The sequence below is a fragment of the Rhodococcus sp. 05-2255-3B1 genome (genome assembly GCF_002258545.1).
Taxonomy (GTDB): domain Bacteria; phylum Actinomycetota; class Actinomycetes; order Mycobacteriales; family Mycobacteriaceae; genus Rhodococcoides.
This window is the reverse complement of the sequence record NZ_NOZC01000035.1, coordinates 226,361-249,260: the sequence shown is the minus strand read 5'-3', so window position 1 is coordinate 249,260 and position 22,900 is coordinate 226,361. Positions and strand designations below refer to the sequence as shown.

General features: G+C 64.2%; 20 protein-coding genes. 13 read left to right on the top strand and 7 right to left on the bottom strand.

Annotated features, from left to right (window positions below):
- From CH249_RS20560 to CH249_RS20550, 3 genes are read left to right on the top strand one after another with little or no spacing between them, the layout of a single operon-like run.
- The gene (locus tag CH249_RS20560) at positions 1-990 is read left to right on the top strand and encodes a tripartite tricarboxylate transporter substrate binding protein (RefSeq protein WP_032395980.1); all 990 of its coding nucleotides are present in this window, start codon (positions 1-3) and stop codon (positions 988-990) included.
- A complete protein-coding gene (locus CH249_RS20555) occupies positions 987-1,517 on the top strand; it encodes a tripartite tricarboxylate transporter TctB family protein (RefSeq protein WP_032395981.1) in 531 nt (176 codons plus the stop codon). The genes CH249_RS20560 and CH249_RS20555 overlap by 4 nt, the downstream gene beginning before the upstream one ends.
- 16 nt (positions 1,518-1,533) lie before the next feature.
- Positions 1,534-3,039 (top strand): tripartite tricarboxylate transporter permease, encoded by a 1,506-nt coding sequence (locus CH249_RS20550; protein WP_032395982.1) that lies wholly within the window; start codon positions 1,534-1,536, stop codon positions 3,037-3,039.
- 102 nt (positions 3,040-3,141) lie between these two features.
- On the opposite strand, the gene CH249_RS20545 is transcribed toward CH249_RS20550, so the two are convergent.
- Both CH249_RS20545 and CH249_RS20540 read right to left on the bottom strand, forming a co-directional pair.
- Positions 3,142-4,215, bottom strand: coding sequence for an alkene reductase (locus CH249_RS20545; RefSeq protein WP_094681880.1), 1,074 nt, complete (start codon positions 4,213-4,215; stop codon positions 3,142-3,144).
- Positions 4,216-4,412: 197 nt separating this feature from the next.
- Positions 4,413-6,593, bottom strand: coding sequence for a glutamine synthetase III (locus tag CH249_RS20540; RefSeq protein WP_032395984.1), 2,181 nt, complete (start codon positions 6,591-6,593; stop codon positions 4,413-4,415).
- A 191-nt stretch (positions 6,594-6,784) separates the two neighbouring features.
- On the opposite strand from CH249_RS20540, the gene CH249_RS20535 reads away from it, so the two are divergent.
- Together CH249_RS20535 and CH249_RS20530 are read left to right on the top strand one after the other, a co-directional pair.
- A complete protein-coding gene (locus tag CH249_RS20535; RefSeq protein ID WP_032395985.1) occupies positions 6,785-7,252 on the top strand; it encodes an SRPBCC domain-containing protein in 468 nt (155 codons plus the stop codon).
- Between the two features lie 28 nt (positions 7,253-7,280).
- Positions 7,281-7,721, top strand: a complete 441-nt coding sequence (locus CH249_RS20530) for an SRPBCC family protein (protein WP_094656516.1) — start codon at positions 7,281-7,283, stop codon at positions 7,719-7,721.
- A gap of 6 nt (positions 7,722-7,727) precedes the next feature.
- Here CH249_RS20530 and CH249_RS20525 read toward each other — a convergent pair whose 3' ends face one another.
- Positions 7,728-8,549, bottom strand: coding sequence for a class I SAM-dependent methyltransferase (locus CH249_RS20525; protein WP_094656515.1), 822 nt, complete (start codon positions 8,547-8,549; stop codon positions 7,728-7,730).
- Positions 8,550-8,773: 224 nt separating this feature from the next.
- Here CH249_RS20525 and CH249_RS20520 point away from each other — a divergent pair, with 224 nt between their 5' ends.
- Positions 8,774-10,126, top strand: a complete 1,353-nt coding sequence (locus CH249_RS20520) for an MFS transporter (protein ID WP_032395988.1) — start codon at positions 8,774-8,776, stop codon at positions 10,124-10,126.
- 75 nt (positions 10,127-10,201) lie between these two features.
- On the opposite strand, the gene CH249_RS20515 is transcribed toward CH249_RS20520, so the two are convergent.
- The 4 genes from CH249_RS20515 to CH249_RS20500 form a co-directional block, all read right to left on the bottom strand.
- Positions 10,202-11,644, bottom strand: coding sequence for an acyl-CoA desaturase (locus tag CH249_RS20515; RefSeq protein ID WP_032395989.1), 1,443 nt, complete (start codon positions 11,642-11,644; stop codon positions 10,202-10,204).
- Positions 11,645-11,667: 23 nt separating this feature from the next.
- Entirely contained in the window at positions 11,668-12,765 is a 1,098-nt protein-coding gene (locus tag CH249_RS20510) for a ferredoxin reductase (protein ID WP_179273227.1), read from the bottom strand.
- A 99-nt stretch (positions 12,766-12,864) separates the two neighbouring features.
- Positions 12,865-14,361 (bottom strand): FAD-dependent oxidoreductase, encoded by a 1,497-nt coding sequence (locus tag CH249_RS20505; protein WP_094681882.1) that lies wholly within the window; start codon positions 14,359-14,361, stop codon positions 12,865-12,867.
- Positions 14,362-14,405: 44 nt separating this feature from the next.
- Entirely contained in the window at positions 14,406-15,311 is a 906-nt protein-coding gene (locus tag CH249_RS20500; protein ID WP_045200329.1) for a diiron oxygenase, read from the bottom strand.
- A 153-nt stretch (positions 15,312-15,464) separates the two neighbouring features.
- On the opposite strand from CH249_RS20500, the gene CH249_RS20495 reads away from it, so the two are divergent.
- The 7 genes from CH249_RS20495 (at position 15,465) to CH249_RS20465 (ending at position 22,894) form a co-directional block, all read left to right on the top strand.
- Positions 15,465-16,970 (top strand): adenylate/guanylate cyclase domain-containing protein, encoded by a 1,506-nt coding sequence (locus CH249_RS20495; protein WP_094645770.1) that lies wholly within the window; start codon positions 15,465-15,467, stop codon positions 16,968-16,970.
- 134 nt (positions 16,971-17,104) lie between these two features.
- Positions 17,105-17,770 carry an HAD-IA family hydrolase gene (locus CH249_RS20490; RefSeq protein ID WP_094681883.1) on the top strand — a complete coding sequence of 222 codons (666 nt, stop codon included), beginning with the start codon at positions 17,105-17,107 and terminating at the stop codon, positions 17,768-17,770.
- A 61-nt stretch (positions 17,771-17,831) separates the two neighbouring features.
- Positions 17,832-19,043 (top strand): sedoheptulose 7-phosphate cyclase, encoded by a 1,212-nt coding sequence (locus tag CH249_RS20485; RefSeq protein ID WP_045196776.1) that lies wholly within the window; start codon positions 17,832-17,834, stop codon positions 19,041-19,043.
- 17 nt (positions 19,044-19,060) lie between these two features.
- On the top strand, positions 19,061-19,840 hold the full coding sequence (locus CH249_RS20480; RefSeq protein WP_032396323.1) for an O-methyltransferase: 780 nt from the start codon (positions 19,061-19,063) through the stop codon (positions 19,838-19,840).
- The gene (locus CH249_RS20475; protein WP_094681884.1) at positions 19,837-21,123 is read left to right on the top strand and encodes an ATP-grasp enzyme; all 1,287 of its coding nucleotides are present in this window, start codon (positions 19,837-19,839) and stop codon (positions 21,121-21,123) included. The genes CH249_RS20480 and CH249_RS20475 overlap by 4 nt, the downstream gene beginning before the upstream one ends.
- Positions 21,123-22,145: a D-alanine--D-alanine ligase gene (locus tag CH249_RS20470; RefSeq protein WP_094681885.1), complete on the top strand. Its 1,023-nt coding sequence runs from the start codon at positions 21,123-21,125 to the stop codon at positions 22,143-22,145. Before CH249_RS20475 ends, CH249_RS20470 begins: the two co-directional genes overlap by 1 nt.
- Entirely contained in the window at positions 22,142-22,894 is a 753-nt protein-coding gene (locus tag CH249_RS20465) for a TauD/TfdA family dioxygenase (RefSeq protein WP_094681886.1), read from the top strand. The genes CH249_RS20470 and CH249_RS20465 overlap by 4 nt, the downstream gene beginning before the upstream one ends.
- Positions 22,895-22,900: the final 6 nt, after the last annotated feature.

Below are 22,900 nucleotides of genomic sequence, written 5' to 3'. Positions count from 1 at the left end.
ATGGCGATATCGCCCACACTGCTACGGACGGTCGGCGCATTGGTGGTGGTGGGAGCGGTGACCGTGGCAGGTATCGATGCCGCTCGCAGCGCCAGCGGCTCGGACGCACGAGCGAAACTGACGCTGATCGCGCCCGCCGCCGCAGGTGGCGGCTGGGATCTCGTCGCCCGTGAATCGCAGCAGGCACTGCGCAGCGACGGCATCGTCAACAACGCCCAGGTCGTCAACGTCCCCGGTGCAGGCGGCACCATCGGTCTGAGCCAGCTCGAGAACCTGAGCGGGCAACCCACCACCGTCATGATCACCGGCACCGTCATGCTCGGCGGCATCGCGATCAACAACTCCGAGACCACTCTGGCCGACACCGTCCCGATCGCGAAACTGGCCGAGGACTTCGAAGTGTTCGTCGTGCCGAGGGATTCACCGATCCAGAATCTCGAAGACATGATCGAGGCGTGGCGGGCGAACCCCGGAGGACTTCCGATCGGCGGCGGTTCGCTCGGCGGCATCGACCACATCGTCGCGGGCCAGTTGGCACAGGAAGCCGACATCGATCCGGCCGCAATCAATTACATCGCCTACTCCGGCGGCGGTGAAGTACTCACGTCACTGCTGTCGAACACCGTCGGTGTGGCAGTGAGTGGGTTCAACGACTTCCGCGATCAGATCGAGGCGGGCAATGTGCGCGCACTCGCAGTCGCCGCGCCCGAGCCCCTCGAGGGATTCGACGTGGACACGTTCATCGAACAGGGGTACAACGTCGACCTCGTCAACTGGCGCGGAATCGTTGCCCCACCCGGCATCTCGGACGAGGACCGACAGACGCTGGTCGAGATCGTCTCCGAGATGGTCGAGACCGAACAGTGGGCCACGGCCGTCGAACGCAACCGCTGGAAGGAATCGGTTTTGACCGGAGACGAATTCGGAGAGTTCCTCGACGTCGAACAGACACGTATCACCGGAATTCTCGAGGAGTTGGGACTGGTATGACAACGACGACCACCGACACGGACACATCCCGATCGTTCTGGACGGGCCGCAGTGGACTGATCGTTCCGGCGCTGCTCGTCGCACTCGGAGCCTTCCTGGTCTACGGAACCGTCACGATGCAGGTTCCGCCCACCGCCACATCACCTGGCCCGCAGGTCTTTCCGGCCATCGTTGCAGGAGGCTGCTTCGTCGTCGCCCTGCTGGTCACCCTTCAACTGTTGATCAAGCCCGACGTCGTCGACCGTGGGGTGGACGGCGACGGCGTGCCGCACACCGGCACCGTCAGCAACTGGCGAACCCTGTCGATCACCGTCGGATCGGTAGCGGTGTTCATCGCACTGCTCGATCCGCTCGGGTGGGTTCTCGCCGGCGCGCTGTTGTTCTGGGGTGTCTCGATCGGATTGGGCGGTCGCCGTTACGTGTTCGACGCGGCCGTCGCTCTGCTGGTCTCGAGCGCGGTTCAGATCGCATTCTCCGCGGGCCTCGGCCTGACCCTCCCCGGCGGCGTTCTCGCCCAGATCTTCTGACGGAGCTGAACTTACGATGGATTCACTGAGCAATCTGATCGACGGGTTCGGCACCGCGCTGACCCCGATGAACCTGGTCTGGGTGTTCGTCGGCGCGCTGCTCGGCACCGCCGTCGGCGTCCTACCCGGTCTCGGCTCCGCCATGGCGGTGGCCCTGCTGCTGCCCGTCACCTTCACCCTCGACCCCACCGCAGCGCTGATCATGTTCGCCGGCGTGTATTTCGGCGGCCTGTTCGGCGATTCCATCTCCGGCATACTGATGAACACACCCGGCAACAGCACCGCGATCGCCGGGACGTTCGAGGGGCACCGGATGGCCAAGAACGGCCGCGCCCCACAGGCTCTGGCCACCTCCGCCATCGGAGCGTTCATCGGCGGCATCGTCGCCACCACCCTGGTGGTGTTCTTCGCTCCCACCCTCGCGTCGTTGGCGACGAACTTCGGCCCCGCCGAGTACCTGGCCCTCGCGGTGTTCGCGTTCATCGCCACCTCGGCCGTGGTCTCGGACTCGGCCCTCAAAGGCCTGACCGCACTGCTGATCGGCCTCACCCTGGCCGTGATCGGCATCGACGGCCCCTCGGGCGCTTCACGATTCACGTTCGAGGTACCCGCCCTGTTCGACGGCATTCACATCGTCGTCATCACCGTCGCGATGCTCGCGCTCGGTGAGGTCATCCACATCGCGTCCAAGATCGGTCGACCCGAGGATCGCAGCCTGATCAAGTCGCAGGGACGCCCCTGGCTGAGCAAGGCCGAGTTCCGCGATGCGATGCCGGCGTGGTTGCGCGGCACGGCATTCGGTGTGCCGTTCGGTGTGATCCCCGCAGGTGGTGCCGAAGTGCCGAGCTTCCTGGCGTACGGCACCGAGCGCAGACTCGATCGCAAGCGCACGAAGCCGATGTTCGGAAAGGGTGCCATTCGCGGTGTCGCGGGACCAGAGGCAGCCGGCAACTCCACGGCCGGTACGGCCATGGGAGCGCTTCTGGCCCTGGGTCTTCCGACGTCGGCGACGGCGGCCATCATGTTGGCTGCCTTCCAGCAGTACGGCATGCAGCCCGGACCGCTGTTGTTCGAGCGCAGCGGCGACATCGTCTGGGCCCTACTGGCCAGCCTGTTCGTGGCGATGATCGTGCTGTTGATCCTCAACCTGCCGTTCGCACCGTTGTGGGCGCAGTTGCTCAAGATCCCGAAGAACTACCTCTACGCCGGCATCTCGGTGTTCGCGGCCCTCGGCGTGTACGCATCGAGTGCCTCGATCGTGGATCTGATCTTCATGCTCGGGCTCGGCATAGTCGGATTCATGATGCGCCGATACGACATTCCGTTGGCACCGGTGTTGATCGCGGTGATCCTCGGCCCGCTGGCCGAGGAGTCACTCCGACGCGCACTGGCCGTCAGCGAGGGCGACCCGTCGATCCTGGTCGGCAGCGCGATCACCATCGTGCTCTACGCACTGATGATCATCGCCGTGGTGTTCTCGATCGTCAGCAAGATCAGGGCCCGCAAGACCGCCGACTTCTAGTGCGCTCCGCGCAGTGGTGCGGCACTGTTCTCGGGTCGTTCCGCAGGCTCCACCCCTGCGTGCCCTCTGGGGCACTCGACCGCACCACTGCCGCAGGCACTCTCAGTGCTGCAGGGCCGGGTAATCCGTGTAGCCCTTGGCACCATCGGTGTAGAAGGTGCTCGGATCGGGCTCGTTCAACGGCAGATCCTCGCGCCAGCGGTAGGCGAGGTCGGGGTTCGCGATCGCCGGACGGCCGACGACAACTGCGTCGCCGATTCCGTTGTCGAGGAGTGAAAGCGCCTCGTCGCGGGTGGTGATCTCACCGAAGCCACTGTTGACGAGCACCGGTCCGCCGAACGCCTGTCGCAGACCCTGGACGAGATCGCCCGACGGATCCTTGTGCAGCACACTGAGGTACGCCAGTCCCAGCGGCGCGAGCCGCTCGACCAACGCACGGTAGGTGGCGCGCACGTCGTCGGCGTCCGTCTCGAGCGCATCCTGGATGTTGTGCTCGGGTGAGATGCGAATTCCGACCTTGCCCGCTCCGAGAGCAGCGACCACTGCTTCGACGACCTCGGCCACGAAGCGCGCCCGGTTCTCCGGCAAGCCGCCGTAGGCGTCGTCGCGCTGGTTCGAGGCGGGCGAGAGGAACTCGTGCAACAGGTAGCCGTTGGCACCGTGAATCTCGACGCCGTCCATTCCGGCGGCGATGGCATTCTTCGACGCCTGCACGAAATCTGCGATCACGGAGGGCAATTCGTCATCGCGCAGCGCACGCGGGGTGGGGTACGGCTTCTTACCCTCGTAGGTGTGGGTGTCCCCCTCGATGGCGATGGCACTGGGTCCGACGACCTCGTGGCCACCCGTCGTCGCCTCGTGCGTCACCCGACCGGCGTGCATCACCTGCGCGACGATCAGTCCACCGTCGGCATGGACCGCGTCGGCGACATTGCGCCAGCCGACGATCTGCTCGTCCGTCACCAGGCCCGGCTGACCCGGGAAGCCCTGGCCTGCGTGGCTCGGGTAGGTGCCTTCACTGACGATCAGCCCCAGCGATGCGCGCTGCTTGTAGTGCTCGACGACCAGCGGGCCCGGCACACCGTCCTTGCCGGAACGCACGCGTGTCAACGGGGCCATCACCAACCGGTTGTCGAGCTTCAGCTCACCGAGTGCCAACGGGGAAAACAACTTCATGAATCTCTCTCCTCACGAGTGCGTGCACTGCTTTGCCACTGTTCACTCCGAACCCGAAAGATCCATCGAGCTATTCCGACTCGAGATATTGCTCACCCCGAACACAACAGTGGTGTGGATAAGTGCCCTCCGGGGCATTTATCCACACCACTGCGCTACCCGGTCGTTCCGCAGGCTCCACTCCTGCCCGCAGCGCACTACAGGATGTACAACATTTCCTGGTACGTCGGCAGCGGCCAGAGATCGTCCGCCACCATTGCCTCGAGGGTGTCCGCGGCAGATCGAACGGCGGCCATTGCCGGCAGCAGTTCGTCCTTCGCGTGTGTCGCCTCGGCGAGTGCCTCGCCGCCGGGATCGGCTTCGAGGGCGGTCTTCAACGTCGTCAACGCTGCGCGCAGCTCCGACAGTGGAGCCGACACTGCTTGCAGCGCAGTCATGTCCACATCGTCGACACCGGCACCCTTGAGCGCGCTGACGTTCTGCGCCAACTCGGTCTGGTATCGCACCGCTGCGGGCAGGATGGAGGTCTGGCCCATCTCGAGGGTCAGACGAGCCTCGACGAACACCGTCAACGCGTACTGTTCGAGTCCCACCTCGTAGCGCGAGTGCATCTCACGGTGGTTGAAGACCTTGTACTTCTCGAACAGCTCCATGGCCGAATCCGAGATCAGCTCCGGCAACGCGTCGAGCGTCGTACGCAGGTTCGGTAGACCGCGTGCCTCGGCCTCGATCTGCCAGTTGTCGGAGTAGCCGTCGCCGTTGAACACCACGGCGCCGTGTTCGGTGATGATCTCCGTCAACAGGTTCTGCACCGCGGTGTCGAAATCGGTGCCGTCGGCGACGGCCGTCTCGAGGTTGGTCGCCATGTAGTCGAGAGCCTCGGCCATGATCGTGTTGATCGTGACCATGGGGCCGTTGACGGTCTGCATCGAACCGGGTGCACGGAACTCGAACCTGTTGCCGGTGAAGGCGAACGGGCTGGTTCGGTTGCGGTCACCGGGATCGGTCGGCAGCACGGGCAGGGTGTCGGCACCGATCATCATGGTGCCCTTGCCCTTCGACGAGGTGGCCGCGCCCTTGGCGATCTGATCGAACACGTCGGCGAGCTGATCGCCGAGGAAGATCGAGATGATCGCGGGCGGAGCCTCGTTCGCGCCGAGGCGGTGGTCGTTGGTCGCCGACGCCACCGACGCGCGCAGCAGACCGCCGTACTTGTGTACCGCGCGGATGACGGCGGCACAGAAGACCAGGAACTGCGCGTTGTCGTGTGGGTTGTCGCCGGGAACCAGCAGCGATCCGAGGTCGGAGTTTCCGAGCGAGAAGTTGACGTGCTTGCCGGAGCCGTTGACGCCCTCGAAGGGCTTCTCGTGGAACAGGCACTCCATGCCGTGCTTCTTGGCGATGGTCTTGAACGTCGTCATCAGCAGTTGCTGGTGATCGGCCGCGATGTTTCCGCGCTCGAACATCGGGGCGATCTCGAACTGTCCGGGTGCGACCTCGTTGTGCCTGGTCTTGGCCGGGATGCCGAGCTTGAACAGCTCCCGTTCGGTGTCCATCATGAAGCCGAGCACCCGCTCGGGGATGGCACCGAAGTAGTGATCGTCGAACTCCTGGCCCTTGGGCGGCTTCGAGCCGAACAGGGTGCGGCCTGCATTGAGCAGGTCCGGCCGGGCGAGGAAGAAGTGCCGGTCGACGAGGAAGTACTCCTGCTCGGGGCCGCAGAACGAGACGATGTTCTCGACGTTCTCGTGGCCGAAGAGCTTCAGGATGCGCTCGGCATGACCGCCCATCGCCTGCTGGCTGCGCAGCAGCGGCGTTTTGTGGTCGAGGGCTTCACCGGTCATCGAGACGAACACCGTCGGGATACAGAGAGTGTTGCCGTTCGGGTTCTCGAGCACGTATGCCGGGCTGGTGACATCCCAGCCGGTGTATCCGCGCGCCTCGAACGTGTTGCGCAGGCCGCCGTTGGGGAAGCTCGATGCGTCGGGCTCGCCCTGGATCAGGGTCTTGCCCGCGAATTCCGCGAGTGCGCTGCCGTCACCGACCGGATCGAAGAAGCTGTCGTGCTTCTCGGCCGTCAACCCGGTGAGCGGGTAGAAGACGTGCGCGTAGTGCGTCGCGCCTTTCTCGAGTGCCCAGTCCTTCATCGCCGACGCGACAGCGTCGGCGACCATGGGGTCGAGCTTCTTGCCTTTGTCGATCGTTGCCATCACCGATTTGAAGACCGATTTGGGCAGACGCTTCTGCATGACGACCTTGCTGAAGACGTTCTCACCGAAGATCTCGCCCGGCTTCTCGTCTCCGACGAAGCTGACCGCAGGCGGTACATACGCCTCGACGTCTTTGATCGCCTGCAGGCGGACGGTATTTCCACTCATGGCTACCCCTTGACAAGATGCTGCTCCGCACCTGGATTGTGCGGAGTCCGACCCGGCGACTGTACGAACGATTGGTGGCGGTCGTGTTTCGTCGCTGTGTCCACTGCGAGGCAAAAACGGCGATCGGAGTTTCTTTCCCCGCAGACGGGGGTAAGTCCGTAGCCAGCACAAATAACTGAAAGGCGTGTTCCATGACCGACGAGTTGACCGTTAGGCGCGTGATCGACGCTCCCCCCGCCTCCGTGTTCACCGCGCTCGTCAACCCCGAGGTCCAGGCAGCGGTCGACGGCTCGGAAATGCTGCGTGGGGCGATCGACCCGATGCCGTTGGGGGCCGTGGGCGACACCTTCGCGATGGACATGTATCAGCCGGAGCTCGGCGAGTACGTCATGGAGAACACCGTGTTCGTGTTCGAGCAGGACCGGCGCATCGGATGGATTCCTCGTCGTCGAGGCATGGAGCCTCGCGGTACGCGGTGGTCCTGGGAGCTCGACGCGGTCTCCGAGGATCGCACTGCCCTGACTCAGGTCTACGACTGGTCACGCGTCACCGACCAGGAGTTCAGGAAGATGGCCGGCTTCCCCCGGGTGACCGAGGATCAGATCGTCGACACCATGCGCCGTCTCGCCGACCATCTCGGCGTCCGCCTCGAAGACTGATCCACACGAAGAAGAAAGAGAGAGCGTCATGGTCGACGTCACCAGAACATTCACCGCCGCAGTGGAGATCGAGAAGGCAGCGGCATTTCTCCGGGACTTCTCCAATGCGGCAGCGTGGGATCCCGGGACCCAGAGTTGTACACAGATTTCCGACGGTCCGGTTGCCGTCGGCACGCAGTGGCACAACGTTTCGAAGTTGTTCGGTATCACCACCGAACTGACCTACACATTGGTCACCGACGAGCCCGATCACGTCGTGTTCGAAGGTGAGAACAAGACGGCCACAAGCGTCGACGACATCACGTTGACCGCCGAAGGACCGCGCTCGACCCGAGTCGACTACCACGCGAAAATCGAATTCAACGGTGCCGCCAAGGTGGCCGGCCCGTTTCTGAAGGCAGGGTTCGAGGCCAAGGTCGCGCCGGATACGGTGGAGAAGATGACCGAGGCACTCGAGCGATTGGGCTGAGGGCCCCTACTTTCGCGCGACGACGGTGAAGTTGTCCGCCGAGCTCGTCGGAGCGTCGGGGGCCACGATCGAACCGTCGTCGGCGAAGATCTCGGAGATGGTGAATCCGGCGTCGGTCACCAGTCGTCGCACATCCGTCACCGTGGTGAAGTGCATGATCGGAGCGAAATCGTGCGCAGCGAGCGGAGCGACGGCCCACGTTCCGCGATCGACAACTCGACTGCGCGCAGACCACCAATTGGCAACGCTACGAACGACTCCGGCGGGATCGAGCAGTCGCCTGCCGACGGCGGTCACGATGCGCTCGAGTGAGAACGTGAATTTCTGGGTCGGCCTGCTCAGCTGAAACGGCTTCTCCCCGAACGACGGTCCATTGCGGTTGAGAGTGGAGAAGACCAGAGTTCCGGACTCGCCGAGAACTCGGTGGAATTCTGCCAGCACCCGACGGCGTTCGTCGTGTGTCACGGTGTCGATTCCGTTGTTGCTGAACACAACCAAGCCGAACTCGCCGTCGGCGAAGTCCGCGAGATCACGTGCGTCGGCCACGTGCGCCGGTAGGTCGGGAAAGTTCCGTCGAAAGCTCGCGATCATGTTCGGTGCGTAGTCGATCGCGACGTAGTTGTCGCTGAGCAGTCGCAGCAGCGCCGTGGTTCGGCCGCTGCCGACGCCCACATCCAGTACCGGTTTCCCGCGAGCAACCCCGGCTGCTGCGACCAGCGCCGCCGCCTCCCCACGGTCGAGAAACCCATCGGTGGGACCCGCGTACTCCACGTATGCAGCGGCTACCCGCGCGCTGTCGAACACGTCTCGATTGTGGTCTATGGACATACGAACACCTCCGCTTCACCGACCGCAGAAACGGGCTCTCCGCCCCCGTGACGAAACGGTACCGGCGAACCCTGAGGTGCGCCTGAGTCGAACCCTCGGCGGACGTGCGCACTCTCCGCCACCCACACCCCCATCCGGGGGTATTCGTGGGGTGACCCGGGTCACTACCGTTCGTCGCACTCGGTATCGCACATTTACCCGATACCCGACAAAACGGAGGAACAATGACCACTGTCTCACCCGACGACCCGGGTGTGTCCGCGTCGACGCCACCTGCGGTGCAGACCAAGACCAGTGTCCGCCGGGTCGCTGTCGCCAGTGGCATCGGCACGACGATCGAGTTCTACGACTTCTTCATCTACGGCACCGCAGCAGCGCTGGTCTTCCCGACGATCTTCTTCCCGGCCCTCGGCTCCACCGCAGGCACGGTGGCCTCGTTCGCGACGTTCGCCGTCGCGTTCATCGCCAGGCCCGTCGGCGCAGTGCTGTTCGGACACTTCGGTGACCGCATCGGCCGCAAGAAGACCCTGATCTCGACACTGCTGCTGATGGGTGTGTCCACGTTCGCGATCGGTCTGCTCCCCGGCGCCGAGACCATCGGCGTGGCCGCGCCGATCATCCTGGTACTGCTCAGGTTCGGACAAGGGTTCGCGGTCGGCGGCGAATGGGCCGGCGCGACCCTGCTCACGGCCGAATACGCACCGCCCGGCAAACGCGGGTTCTACGCGATGTTCCCCCAGCTGGGACCGTCGGCCGCCTTCATCTTCTCCAGCGCCACATTCCTCGCGACCGGCCTCCTGCTCGGCGATACCAACGAGACGTTCCTCAATTACGGTTGGCGAATCCCGTTCCTGCTCAGCGCCGTTCTGGTACTCATCGGCCTGTACATGCGGTTGGCCATCGAGGAGACCCCGGTCTTTCGCGCCAACAAACTCGTCGAGGAGCAGGCACCGGCGAACGCGGCTCCGACGAAACTGCCGATCTTCGACGCCTGGCGCATCCAGAAGCGCGAAATCATCACTGCTGCAGGTGCATTGGCATCACTGTTCGCCTTCTTCTACATGGGAACCGCGTACCTGACGAGCTACGGCACCAAGACACTCGGATTCGAGCGCCCGTTCGTGTTGATCACCGGAATCGGAGCCGCGGTGATCTTCGGAATCGCGATCGCAGTCTCTGCCACCTACTCCGATCGCGTGGGACGTCGGCGGGTGATCATGGGAGCGTGCATCATCGCGATACCCTGGTCGATCGCACTGTTCCCCGTTCTCGACACCGGGTCACCGGCAGCGTTCGTGATCGGCATGTGCGTCACGCTGGCCATCTTCGGAGTGGCCTACGGACCGACCGGAGCCCTGCTCCCCGAGCTGTTCCAGACTCGATTCCGTTACACCGGAGCAGGTTTGGGCTACAACCTCGCCGGAGTTCTCGGTGGAGCGATTCCGCCGATGCTCGCCGCACCGCTCACGGCCGCATTCGGCAGCATCTCCATCGGCGTCATGCTGGCCCTGTTGTCGGTACTGAGTCTGGTGTGCACCAAGAGGCTGATCGAGACCAAGGACGTCGACATGACCTGACCCACCACAACGCAGAACCGCGGCCACCCGGAAGTCGGGTGGCCGCGGTTCTTGTCGGCTCTCTACGGACGAAACTCAGTCGTCGCCGCGGGGCGGTGGCGCAACGTCGACGCCACCGGAGTTGTGCTCGGGCCCGGCTGCCGGGTGCCCGGCGGGCACGCGCCCACGCGTCTTCGCGGCCTCGCTGTCCTTGGTGGCACCCTCGGCGAACTTACGACGCCAGCTCTCCTCAGGCCGGTAGGGGCCCGGCTTCGGCCGAGTCTTGCCGCCCGGGAACGCCAGCCGTGCGATGGTCCGCTGGACCATGCCCCACTGCTGAAAGAACGGTCCTGTGTTGTACGGAAGTTCGTAGCGCTCGCAGATGTCCTTGATCTTCGGCGCGACGTCCGCGTAGCGAGTGCTGGGCATGTCCGGGTAGAGGTGGTGTTCCACCTGGTAGCTGAGGTTGCCGCTCATCAGGTGGAACAGTGGTCCGCCGTCGATGTTGGCGGCACCGACCAGCTGACGGACGTACCAGCCGCCGCGAGTCTCGTTCTCGACCTCTTCCTGGCTGAAGGTGTAGGCCTGGTCGGGAAAGTGGCCGCAGAAGATGATCGCGTTCGACCAGACGTTGCGAATGATGTTGGCGGTGAAGTTGGCGGCCAACGTGGACAGGAACGTGCTCTCCACTCCACTGAACCGGCTGTCCAGGAAGGACGCCGTCCTGCGGTTCTTTCCGAACCGAGCCGACCCACGCAGCTTGGACGCCAGACGCGACCTCTTGCTCTCGGGCAACCGGCCACCCGAAGCCAGCTGCGCCAGCGCGAACGCACCGGCGCTGATGATCGGCCAGCCCACGTAGTCCTTGACGAACTGCTTACGAGCCTTGACGCCGATGCCCTTGAGGTCCTCGACGAGATCCTTGATCGGCTTCTCGCCACGACGGATGGCCTCGATGTCGAGATCGTGCAGGGCCACGCCCCACTCGAAGAACGCCATCAGCAGAACGTTGTAGAACGGCTGGGCCAGGTACGCAGGGTGCCACTTCTGACGTGGGTCGATACGCATGATCTCGTACCCGAGATCCTTGTCCTTGCCGCGAATGTTCGTGTACGTGTGGTGCACGTAGTTGTGGGAGTGCTTCCACGAACTGGCGGTGGAGGCGGTGTCCCAGTCCCACACGGACGAATGGATTTCCGGATCGTTCATCCAGTCCCACTGGCCGTGCATGACGTTGTGGCCGATCTCCATGTTCTCGAGGATCTTCGCGATCCCGAGGCATGTCGTTCCGGCGAGCCAGGCCGGCTTGCTGGTGGAGCCGAGAAGCAGCACACGCCCCGCGACCAGCAACTGACGCTGGGCGGCGATCACCGACGTGATGTACTTGCGGTCCTTGTCGCCGAGGCTGGCGTACACCTCGTCGTGGATGGCGTCGAACTCCTTGGCCAGTTCGGCAATGGTCTCGTCGCTCAGGTGCGCCAACGGGTTCACCGGTTCGTCACTGGTGCCGGTACGCCTGGTGGTTTCGTCGATCGTCATGAATTCCCCTGTTCGATGGTTGATCAGAGTTCGATTTCGATGTCGCCCTCGGCGGTGTTGACACAGATCCGAACCGCTTGCCCCGTAGGTTCGGAGATATCCCCGTTACGTAGGTCACGTAAACGCCCCTTTTTGAGGGTACCTACACAGGTGTGGCAGATGCCGATGCGGCAGCCGTAGGTCAGATCCAACCCGGCTTCTTCACCTGCGGCGAGAATGGTTGTGCCGCCGTCGCATTCGACGTCCTTCTTGCTGTTGAGGAACTTGACCGTGCCGCCCTCACCTGCATCGTCTCCGCCGCCGATGACCGGTTGGAAGCTCTCGTGATGGAATCTGTCGTAGTCGCCCTGGTCTTTCCAGTACGAGCGCAGATCGTCCAGATGTTCACCCGGGCCGGAGCAGAATGCTTCACGCTCACGCCAATCCGGAACCAGCTCGTCCAGTTCGGAGGCCTTCATCCGCCCCTCGTCGCTGGTGATCCGCAACTTCACCGTGAGCCCGGCGTGCTTGGCTTCGAGCTCGTCGAGCGTGTCCGCGAACATCAACTGCTCGCGGTTGTGCACCGAGTGCACCACGACTGCATCGGTCACCTGATCGTGGTGGTCGAGGGCGCGCAACATGCTGATGATGGGTGTGATCCCGCTGCCCGCGCTGATGAAGACCATTTTTTCCGGAATCGGGCTCGGCAGAGTGAACTCACCCTCGACTTCGCTGAGCCGGACGATATCGCCCGTTCTGATGGTGCCCACCAGGTACGGCGAGACAGTGCCCGAGGGCACCAGCTTGGGGCTGACACTGACCAGGCCGTCCACCGGATCCGGATCGGAGGTGATCGAGTACGCCCGCCAGTGGTACCGACCGTCGATGAGCACTCCGAGTCGGACGTACTGCCCGGGCGTGTGGCCCTGCCACTCGAAACCTGGACGGATGTACACCGAGACGGCCTCCGACCCCTCCGGAACCACCCGCTCGACCTTCCCTCGAAGTTCGCGAGTGGTCCACAGCGGATTGATCATCGACAGGTAGTCGTCGGGCCGGAGCGGATTGAACAACGATCGGACTGCGCGCAGCATCGTCCGTCTCACAAAAGAAACCTGGGGCTTGGCCCCCCGTTCAGCCATACTCAACGGTAACCCTGCGCGCCGCGCTGCACATCCGAATCGCTCAGACTCGAATGAGACTGCTACACAAGGTGAACAGAACCGAGCGATACCGGCCGGTCAGCGCACTCGCGAGACGCGGTCGCCCAGGGCCGCGCTCACTTTTCCGTACCACCCGAGCGGACGCGCAGACCCGCGTGTCGGCACGTCGGCCAGCAGCGCTTCGGCGGTTTCCTCGGCGTCGATCTTGTTGTCGCCGATGCCACCGGTGGCACCTCTCTTGGCCCAACCGACGACGTAACAGCCTGGAACCGGAGTGCCGTCGGCGGCGGTGATACGACCACCCTCGTTGCGAATGGTGCCGGTGATGTCGTCGAACGGAATGCCCGGTGACGGAGTTCCGCGGTATCCGATCGCGAGCAGCACCAGCTCCGACGAGAGAGTGACCGCGTGTTCACCCACACCCACCTCGATGGACTCCACCGAGCCGCTTCCGTGCAGAGCAGCCGGTGCCCGGCCGAACGCGAACACGATGCGCCGGCCCTGCACCGAGGATCCCAGTTCGACTCGCGTCGCCCCGGCAAGAGCCGATGCGGGGGCGGACAACGGCAGGCGATCGATCGCGTCGATGATTCCGTCCGGTCCTGCGACGACGACGTCGACGCCTGCCCGATCGACCAGAGCCTTGCACTCGGAACGAGTGAACGCCGCGAACTCGGGCCCACGACGGGCGAGGACGACGACCTCGTTCACTCGATGGCGACGCAGCTCGGCCAGCGCGTGCGGGGCGATCTCGGTTCCGTCGAGCCCGTCCGGGTCGGCGGTGAGGATACGAGCCGCGTCGAGCGCGACGTTGCCGTTTCCGATGACGGTGACGCGGTCGACGCCGGCGAGATCGATCGCGTCTGCGGGAACGTCGGGGTGGCCGGTGTACCAGCCCACCAGGGTGCGCGCGCTGACGGATCCGTCGAGGTCGATACCGGGAATCTCGAGGGCCCGGTCCTTGTCGGCACCTACGGCGTAGACCACCGAATCGAACTTGCGGGCCAGTTCGACGTGGTCGACGTCCTTGCCGACCTCGACGCCCAGCTTCATCGTCACCCGAGGATGGGCGAAGATCCCACGGAAGTGCTCGCTGATGCGTCGGGTACCCAGGTGATCGGGAGCGACGCCGTAGCGGGCGAGACCGCCCGCGACGGGCAGCCGATCGTAGAAGGTGACGCTGGTGCCGGGCACCCTCAGCAACGCCTGAGCGGTGTAGCAGGCCGCAGGCCCGGTTCCGACGATGGCGATGTCGATCGGCGGTAGGTCGTTGACCGTCGCCACCGGGAATCGGGGCGCGCCCCACTCGGCCACGGCGGGCTTGTCCTTGTAGTAGTCGGCGTTGATGTCGGCATAGATCTGCTGATCCGGCGTCAGTCTCGAGACGCGCGTGATCGCGTCCACCGGACACGCGTCGGCGCAGGCTCCGCAGTCGATGCACGAGCGCGGATCGATGTAGAGCAGTTCCGTCTTACCGAAGTCCGGCTCGTCGGGTGTCGGGTGAATGCAATTGACCGGGCACACCGACAGGCAGGATGCGTCGTTGCAACAGTTCTGCGTGATCGCGAACGGCATGGGTTATCGGATGTCCTTCACGGCCTCGAGCGGGAGCGGTGCGATCAGAGCATGTGCAAGCGACGGTAGATCATCTCGGCCGGCTTGGTGATCAAACCGCAGTCGAGAAGAAATGCCATCAGGTGCTCGCTCGAAGTACGCATCATCGTGTGGTGGTGCGCGTTGTTCTTCGCTTCCTTCACCGCGCGGTCGACGTCGAGGCCCGCTGCTGCGTAGACCTCCTTGTTGACCATGTTGGACACGATCAGCCGAGCAGCGATCGCGACGACGAGCGCACTGGTCTTGCGGCGAGCAGGGCTCTTTTGGGCGATCTCCTCACGCATCTGAGCGCGCGCGAAGGTCATGTGTCGTGATTCCTCGACGACGTGGATCTTGCTGGTGGTGCGCACGAGTGGCAGCACGTTCTCGCCGCGCATCCAGTCGCGCTGCATGACGTCGAGCACCTCTTCGGCGACGAGGATGCCGCCGTAGGCGACCTCGGCGGACGCGAGAGCCTTGAAGCCGCGGCCGAGTTCGATGCTCGATCGACGCGGCAGGTATGCCTTGATGCCCATCTTCTGGCAGGCGCGGGCGAACATGATCGAGTGACGGCACTCGTCGGCGATCTCGGTGAGCGCGAACTGGAAGTCGGAGTTCGACGAGTCCTTGCAGTACTGATCGCGCAGAACCATCTGCTGCAGGATCATCTCGAACCAGATGCCGGTGCTCATGATGGAGCAGACCTCGTGGCGAGTGAGCGTGATGCGCTGCTCCTCGCTCATCTCGTCCCACAGCTTCGTCCCGTACAGGGTGCTCCACTCCGGATTGAGTCCGTAGAGGGAGGGATCGAGGTCGGCTTCCCAGTCGACTTCCTCGGACGGGTCGTAGGACAGCTGGGCGGCGGAATCGAGCAGACGAGCGGAAACGTCCTCCGGCTCGAGAACGTCGTTCCGGGACAGTGTGCTGGTCATCGCCGTGGTTCCTTCCATCGTCGAAAAGCTGTAGGTAACTGTTACGGAGATTACCAGGTACTCAGCGACACAGGTAGTCGTTCGGGCAGAAGTTCCTGGATTCTTTTTGCCGGACCCCTAGAGTTCGAGCGTGCCGAACACGGAGAACCACCGGTGATCGCCGCCCTGCGATCTGCCCTCGAACGCAGACCCATGCGGCTGTACGCGGTGGGAATGGTGTCGGCCAACGCCATCGGGGCCGTCATCGTGTTCGTATTGGCGCGCTTCGTCCTGCCGCTGCCGGTCGGTTCCGAAGAGATCCTGTCGGACCGAAATTACCTGGCGTTCTTCGTGTACCTACCGGTCGCGATAGCCATCGGTATCGGGCTCGGGCTCCGCGTCGCAGCACCCCTGATTCGGTGGCTGCACACCGGAGGAACGCCGACGGACGAGACCGCGATCGGCGTCGTCCGACTGCCGTTGCGCCAACTCGGCGTCCACGTTCTGCTGTGGGCGCTCGGCGTCGCGGTGTTCGTCTCGGTCAATGCGTCGGCCGGTGCGGCGCTGTCGATCATCGTGGCGATCGCCGTCAGCTTCGGCGGCTTGGCAACGTGCTCGCTGGGTTACCTGGTGGCCGAACGAACTCTTCGCCCGATCACAGCCGCGGTGATGGACGTCGGTGCGGTCACCGATTCCGCAGCTCTCGGTGTTCGGCTTCGTGTCGTTCTCATCTGGGTCCTGAGCACAGCGATTCCCGTTCTCGGGTTGGGCCTCATCGGACTCGGCAGGTTGATCGACACCGTCATCCCTCCCGACGTCGATCTTTCCCCCGCGATGGTGTCGCTCTCCGCGGTTGCCCTGGTCGTCGGATTCGGCGGCATGTTTCTGGTCGGACGCTCCGTCTCGGACCCGCTGCAGCAGGTCAGCAGCGCCATGCAACGCGTCGAAGCCGGGGCGACCGATACCCGTGTCGACGTCTACGACGCCTCCGAGATCGGCCGTTTGCAGAACGGGTTCAACAAGATGGTGGTCGGACTGGACGAGCGCGAACGTCTCCGATCGCTGTTCGGTCGCCACGTGGGCCACGACGTCGCCCAGCGAGCGCTCGCGAGCGCACCCCGCCTCGGCGGCGAGAATCGGACTGTGGCGGTGCTGTTCGTCGATCTCGTGGGTTCGACGGCTCGCGCCGAACGAGAATCGGCCGAAGCCGTGGTGGACTGGCTCAATCGATTCTTCGCGGTCGTCGTGGAGCACGGCGAGCGAGGCGGCGGATTCGTCAACAAGTTCGAGGGTGATGCCGCATTGCTGATCTTCGGTGCTCCGGTCGATCACCCGGATCCCGCGACCGCCGCACTACGCACCGCGCGCACCCTGGCGGCCGAACTGTCCATCGACGGCGACTACGAGTTGGGCATCGGAGTCACGTACGGATCGGTCATCGCAGGCAACATCGGCGCCGAGTCGCGTTTCGAGTACACCGTCATAGGCGACACGGTGAACCAGGCGGCCCGGCTCACCGATCTCGCCAAGGATGACCCCGACACCGATGTGCTCACGTCGTCGACGGTGCTCGATCACGCATCCGACGACGAACGCACGCACTGGACGACGGGCGAGACGGTGACACTGCGCGGCCGCTCGACACCGACCATTCTGGCTGCACCCGTGCGGCCCCGCTGACGAACGCTCGGCCGAAAAAAAATTCGAAGGTTTCCCGTTCGACTCCGATGGGGCATACCCCCCGAACCAACTCACCCCATCGCGCTTACGCGAGACGTTGACTGGTACAACGTCTCTCGCTCCGAAAGGCAACCATGCCCGCAATTCTGTTCGGCTCGATCAGCACACTCGTCGACACGTCCGAACTGCAGCGTCGCTCGTTCAACGAGGCGTTCGCAGCGCACGATCTGAACTGGAACTGGTCCCGGGACGACTACCGGGCCATGCTCGGCTCGAACGGTGGTGCCGACCGAATCAGCGAATACGCGTCCGAGACCGGAACCGAGGTGGACGCCGCGGCCGTACACGCCACCAAATCGGAGATCTTCCAACGACTGATCGGCGAGTCCGACGTCAAGACACGTCCGGGAGTCGCCGACACGATCGACTCCGCCAAAGCGAACGGCCTCAAAGTCGGCTTCGTGACGACGACCTCGCGAGAGAACATCGACGCGCTCCTCGCGGCTCTGTCTCCCGAACTCACCGCCAACTCGTTCGACGTCATCGTCGACGCCACCTCGGTCGAGCCGGGAAAGCCCGACCCCGCCTCGTACCAGTACGCGCTGAAGACGCTGGGCGAGAACGCGTCCGACAGTGTGGCCATCGAAGACAACGCCGGCGGTGTCCAGGCGGCAGCGGCTGCGGGCATCACCTGTGTGGCATTCCCCAACGAGAACACTGCAGGCACCGAATTCGACTCGGCCACCGAGACCGTCGATGCACTCGATCCCGAGCGCGTCCGAGCTCTGCTCTCCGCCTGAGCCCGACCTGCGGAGCGCGCGTTTTGTCTGACCTTTTCATCCAATCCTCCAGGAGTAACCAGTGAGCAATCTTCAGGCCCAGGTCGTTGCCGGGGACAGGTCGTTTCGCGTCGAGGGATACGAGCGCATCGAGTACGACCTGATCTACGTCGACGGGGTGTTCGCGATCGAGAACACCGAATTGGCCGACAGCTACCGGCCGTACGGTCGCGCGCTGATGGTCGTCGACGAAGCGGTGCACGACATCTACGGCGACCGGATCAGCGCATACTTCGATCACCACGAGATCGCGCTGACGGTGGTTCCGGTGCACATCGCGGAGACCGCCAAGTCGCTGGAGACCTTCGAGCGCATCGTGGGTGAGTTCGATGCATTCGGTCTGGTCCGCACCGAGCCGGTACTGGTGGTGGGCGGCGGACTGACAACGGACGTAGCAGGATTCGCGTGCGCCAGCTACCGCCGCAACACCCCGTACATCCGCATTCCCACCACCCTGATCGGCTTGATCGATGCAAGCGTGTCCATCAAGGTGGCCGTCAACTACGGAAAGCACAAGAACCGCCTCGGTGCCTACCACGCGTCACAGAAGGTGCTGCTGGACTTCTCGTTCCTCGGCACGCTGCCCGAGGACCAGGTGCGCAACGGCATGGCCGAGCTGATCAAGATCTCCGTGGTCGGCAATCTGGAAATCTTCGAGATGCTCGAACAGTACGGGCCCGAACTGCTGCGAACCCGATTCGGCCATCTCGACGGAACAGCGGAATTACGTTCGGTCGCAGACAAACTGACCTACTCGGCGATCGCGACGATGCTCGAACTCGAGGCCCCCAATCTGCACGAGATCGATCTCGATCGCGTCATCGCCTTCGGTCACACCTGGAGTCCGACGCTCGAGCTGACCCCGCCTGCACCGTTCTTCCACGGTCACGCGATCAACATCGACATGGCGCTCTCGACGACCGTCGCCGAGCAACGCGGACATCTGTCCACGGCCGACCGCGATCGCGTACTCGGTGTGATGTCCAGCATCGGCCTGGCCCTGGACAGCCCGTACCTGACACCCGAATTGCTTTCCGAGGCAACGGCATCGATCCTCAAGACACGCGACGGGATCCTGCGTGCCGCGGTGCCCGATCCGATCGGCACGTGCCGCTTCCTCAACGACCTCGACGCAGCGGAGCTGGCCGATGTCCTGACGCTGCACAAGAAGATCTGCCTGGACTTCCCCCGGGCAGGCGAGGGCCTCGACATGTTCACCGCGCCGACGCCGTGACGAAGGCCCCGCGACCGGTGACCCCGACGACCATTCTGGCGCGTGAGCTGAGCGAGATAGCAGATCTGCTCGACGCCGGCGCCGGGGTGACCGACGAGCTGACCACCCGTGTTCATCGAGCCCGCGATCTCGCAGCGGGACTCGACCCGTATCTCGACACCTGTACCACCTCCCAATCCGCAGCGCTGGCGACACTGGCGTCGCGGACCCGCACCGAGGACTGGAGATCACGCGACGTGGTCTCCGGCTCGGGGCCCCTGGAGATGGAGATGCTCTCCGGCCACGTGGAGGGACGCTTCCTCGCGTTTCTCGTGCACATGACCGGGGCGAAGCGGGTACTCGAGATCGGTATGTTCACCGGCTATTCGGCACTGGCGATGGCCGAGGCTCTGCCTGCGGGCGGTGAGGTGGTGGCGTGCGAGGTGGATCCGTACGTGGCCGAGTTCGCGCAGTCCTGCTTCGCGGAATCACCTGCCGGCTCGTCCATCACGGTGGAGGTCGGTCCGGCACTGGAGACCCTTCGACGGCTCGACGGTCGGTTCGACCTGGTGTTCATCGACGCCGACAAAACCGGGTACCGCGCCTACGTGGAGTATCTGCTCGGTAGCGAACTGCTCGCCGAGAACGCCGTGATCGCGGTCGACAACACCCTACTGCAGGGCCAGCCGTACAGCGAGCAGCCCACCGAGAACGGCAGGGCCGTTGCCGAATTCAACGACTACGTAGCGAACGACCCTCGCGTGGAGCAGGTTCTGCTTCCTCTGCGCGACGGCGTCACGCTCATCCGTCGAACATGATTCGTACGGTTGCCGCGCTGCTCGGTCTCGCGGCCACCCTGCCCGCCGACCTCGCGGCGACGGCGGTGGCCGCGATCGGTGGCACTGCGCCGCCCACCCGCCGATCCGAGTCACCCAGAACGGTGCTGATCAGCGGCGGCAAGATGACCAAGGCACTGCAGCTCGCTCGCTCCTTTCACCTCGCCGGGCATCGGGTGATCCTGGTGGAATCGGCCAAGTACCGCTTCACCGGCCACCGGTTCTCCCGGGCCGTCGACCGATTTCACTGTGTACCCGATCCGGGTGCCCCGGGATACGCGCAGGCTCTGCTGGACATCGTGCGACGCGAGAACGTCGATGTCTTCGTCCCCGTGGCCAGCCCTGCGGCGAGCATTCACGACGCAGACGCCAGGGCCGTGCTCGACCCGCACTGCGAAGTGATCCACGGCGACGCGGACACCGTGCGAATGGTCGACGACAAGTCCCGATTCTCCGAGCACGCAACATCGTTGGGACTTCGCGTGCCCGACTTCCGGCGGATCACCGATCCGGCCCAGATCGACGACTTCGAGTTTCCGCCGGGTCGCGAATACATTCTGAAACGGATCTCGTACAACCCGGTCGGGCGAATGGACCTGACGCGGTTGTCGGCACGCACACCGGAGCGGAACTCGTCATTCGCCAGGAGCCTGCACATCACGGACGACGATCCGTGGATTCTGCAGGAGTTCATCGCCGGTCAGGAGTACTGCACGCACGGCACGGTACGCCAGGGTCGGCTGCAGGTGTACGGCTGTTGCGTGTCCTCGGCGTTCCAGGTCAACTACGAGATGGTGGACAAGCCGGACATCCTGCGCTGGGTGGAAACATTCGTCTCTTCTCTGGACGTGACCGGCCAGCTGTCGTTCGACTTCATAGAATCCGCCGCCGACGGCCACATATACGCGATCGAATGCAACCCCCGCACCCACTCGGCCATCACGATGTTCTACGACCATCCCGACCTGGCGGCCGCGTATCTCGACGACGGCCACCCGGTGATCGTGCCGCGTCCGACGGCTCGGCCGACCTACTGGGTCTACCACGAGATATGGCGCTTGTTCTCCGAGGGCAACCGAAAAGCTCGCCTTCGCAGCATCTTCCACGGCAAGGACGCCATCCTGACCGGATGGGATCCTCTGCCGTACTTTCTCGTGCACCACCTCCAGATCCCGTCCCTGTTGCTGCGCAATCTGCTGGCGCGACGTGGCTGGTCGCGCATCGACTTCAACATCGGCAAGCTCGTGGAGAACGGAGGCGACTGATGACCTTGTCGGTACTGGTGTTGGTCGGATCGTCGGTGGACGAGTTCCATTGCGATCTGTCACGGGTGTACGCGGGCGGATTCCTCGACGCGCTCGGCGGGAATCCCGACTACCGCTTCGAGGTGGCGTTCGTCTCCCCCGGTGGGCTCTGGAGCTTCCCCGGCGGTATCGATGCCGCCAGTGTGGCTGCGGCGCAGCAGATGTCGTTGGCACAGGCAGTGGAAATCATGTCGTCGTGGCATTTCGACGTCATGGTGCCGCAGATGTTCTGCCTGCCCGGGATGACGACGTACCGCAGTCTGTTCGATCTGTTGGGCGTGCCGTACGTGGGCAACGGTCCTGACGTGATGGCGATGACGGCGGACAAGGCCCGTGCCCGAGCCGTCGTCGCTGCGGCCGGGGTCGCCGTACCCACCGGGGTGGTGGTCCGCTGCGGCGACGACATCGACGTCGATCTGCCCGTGGTCGTCAAGCCGGTGGACTCGGACAACTCGATGGGCGTCGCGCTCGTTCGCGAATCCGACCGTCTGGCAACCGCAGTGACCGAGGCTCTGGCGTACTCGTCTGCGGCACTGGTGGAGTCGTACGTTCCACTCGGCCGGGAGGTACGTTGCGGCATCATCGCCCGAGGCGACGAGCTGATCTGTCTTCCGCTCGAGGAGTACGCCGTCGAGTCGATCCGCACCAGCGCCGACAAGTTGAATCGCACCTCGGACGGAGATCTGTACCTGGTCGCGAAGGAGCAGACCAAGGCGTGGATGGTCGACGTCTCCGATCCGATCACCGAGAAGGTCTGGGCCGCAGCACGATCGTGCTATCGCTCTCTCGGCTGCCGACACTACGGTCTCTTCGACTTCCGAATCGACCCCGACGGGGAGCCGTGGTTCCTCGAGGCCGGCCTGTACTGCTCGTACTCGCCGTCGAGCGTGCTCGCGGTGATGGCCTCGGCGGCGGGCATCGCCGTCGACGAACTGTTCGCACGATCGCTCGACGAACTGTCGGTGAAGGAGCTGTCCTCGTGACGTTGGGAATCGAGATCGCCGAGCTGGACCTGAGCTCTACCGACACCGAAGAACTGCGAGCGCTGTTGGCCGAACACGGCGTGCTGATTCTGCGCGAGCAACCCTTGGACGACGCGGGTTTCCTGGCGTTTCTCCGACGGTTCGGCGACATGATGTTCACCGAGGGCGAGACGCCGGTGCCGGGCTTCCCCGATCTGAACGTCATCAGCAACGTCGGCCGAACCACCCCGCCGAAGTCGACGTTCCACGTCGACACCACGTATGTGCCGAATCCGCCTGCCTACACCGCGTTACGCGCGGTCGAGGTACCGGAAGTTGGAGGCAGCACGCTGTTCAGCGATCAGTACGAGGCCTACGACACACTGCCCGCCGACCTGAAAGCGAACCTGGCCGAGCGAACCGTGACGCATCGAGTGACCGGGGTGGCGTCGGACACCGATTCCAGTGCCGAACATCCCCTGTTCGCAGTGCATCCCGTGTCCGGGCGCACTGCACTGGCGTTGTCGGCACCGGCGCGGTGCGTCGCGATCAGTGGAATGTCCTCCGAGGAGGCGCACGAGACCGTGCGAGTGCTGTTCGAGCACTCGACTCGCGAAACCAACCTGTTGCGGCATGCGTGGGCACCCGGCGATGTGGTGATGTGGGACAACCGATGTGTGATGCATCGAGCCGATCACAGCGGAGTCGTGGGAAACAGGGTGATGCATCGCGGAATGGTGGCGAATGGTGAATCGGCGTCGGTTATGTGATTGACA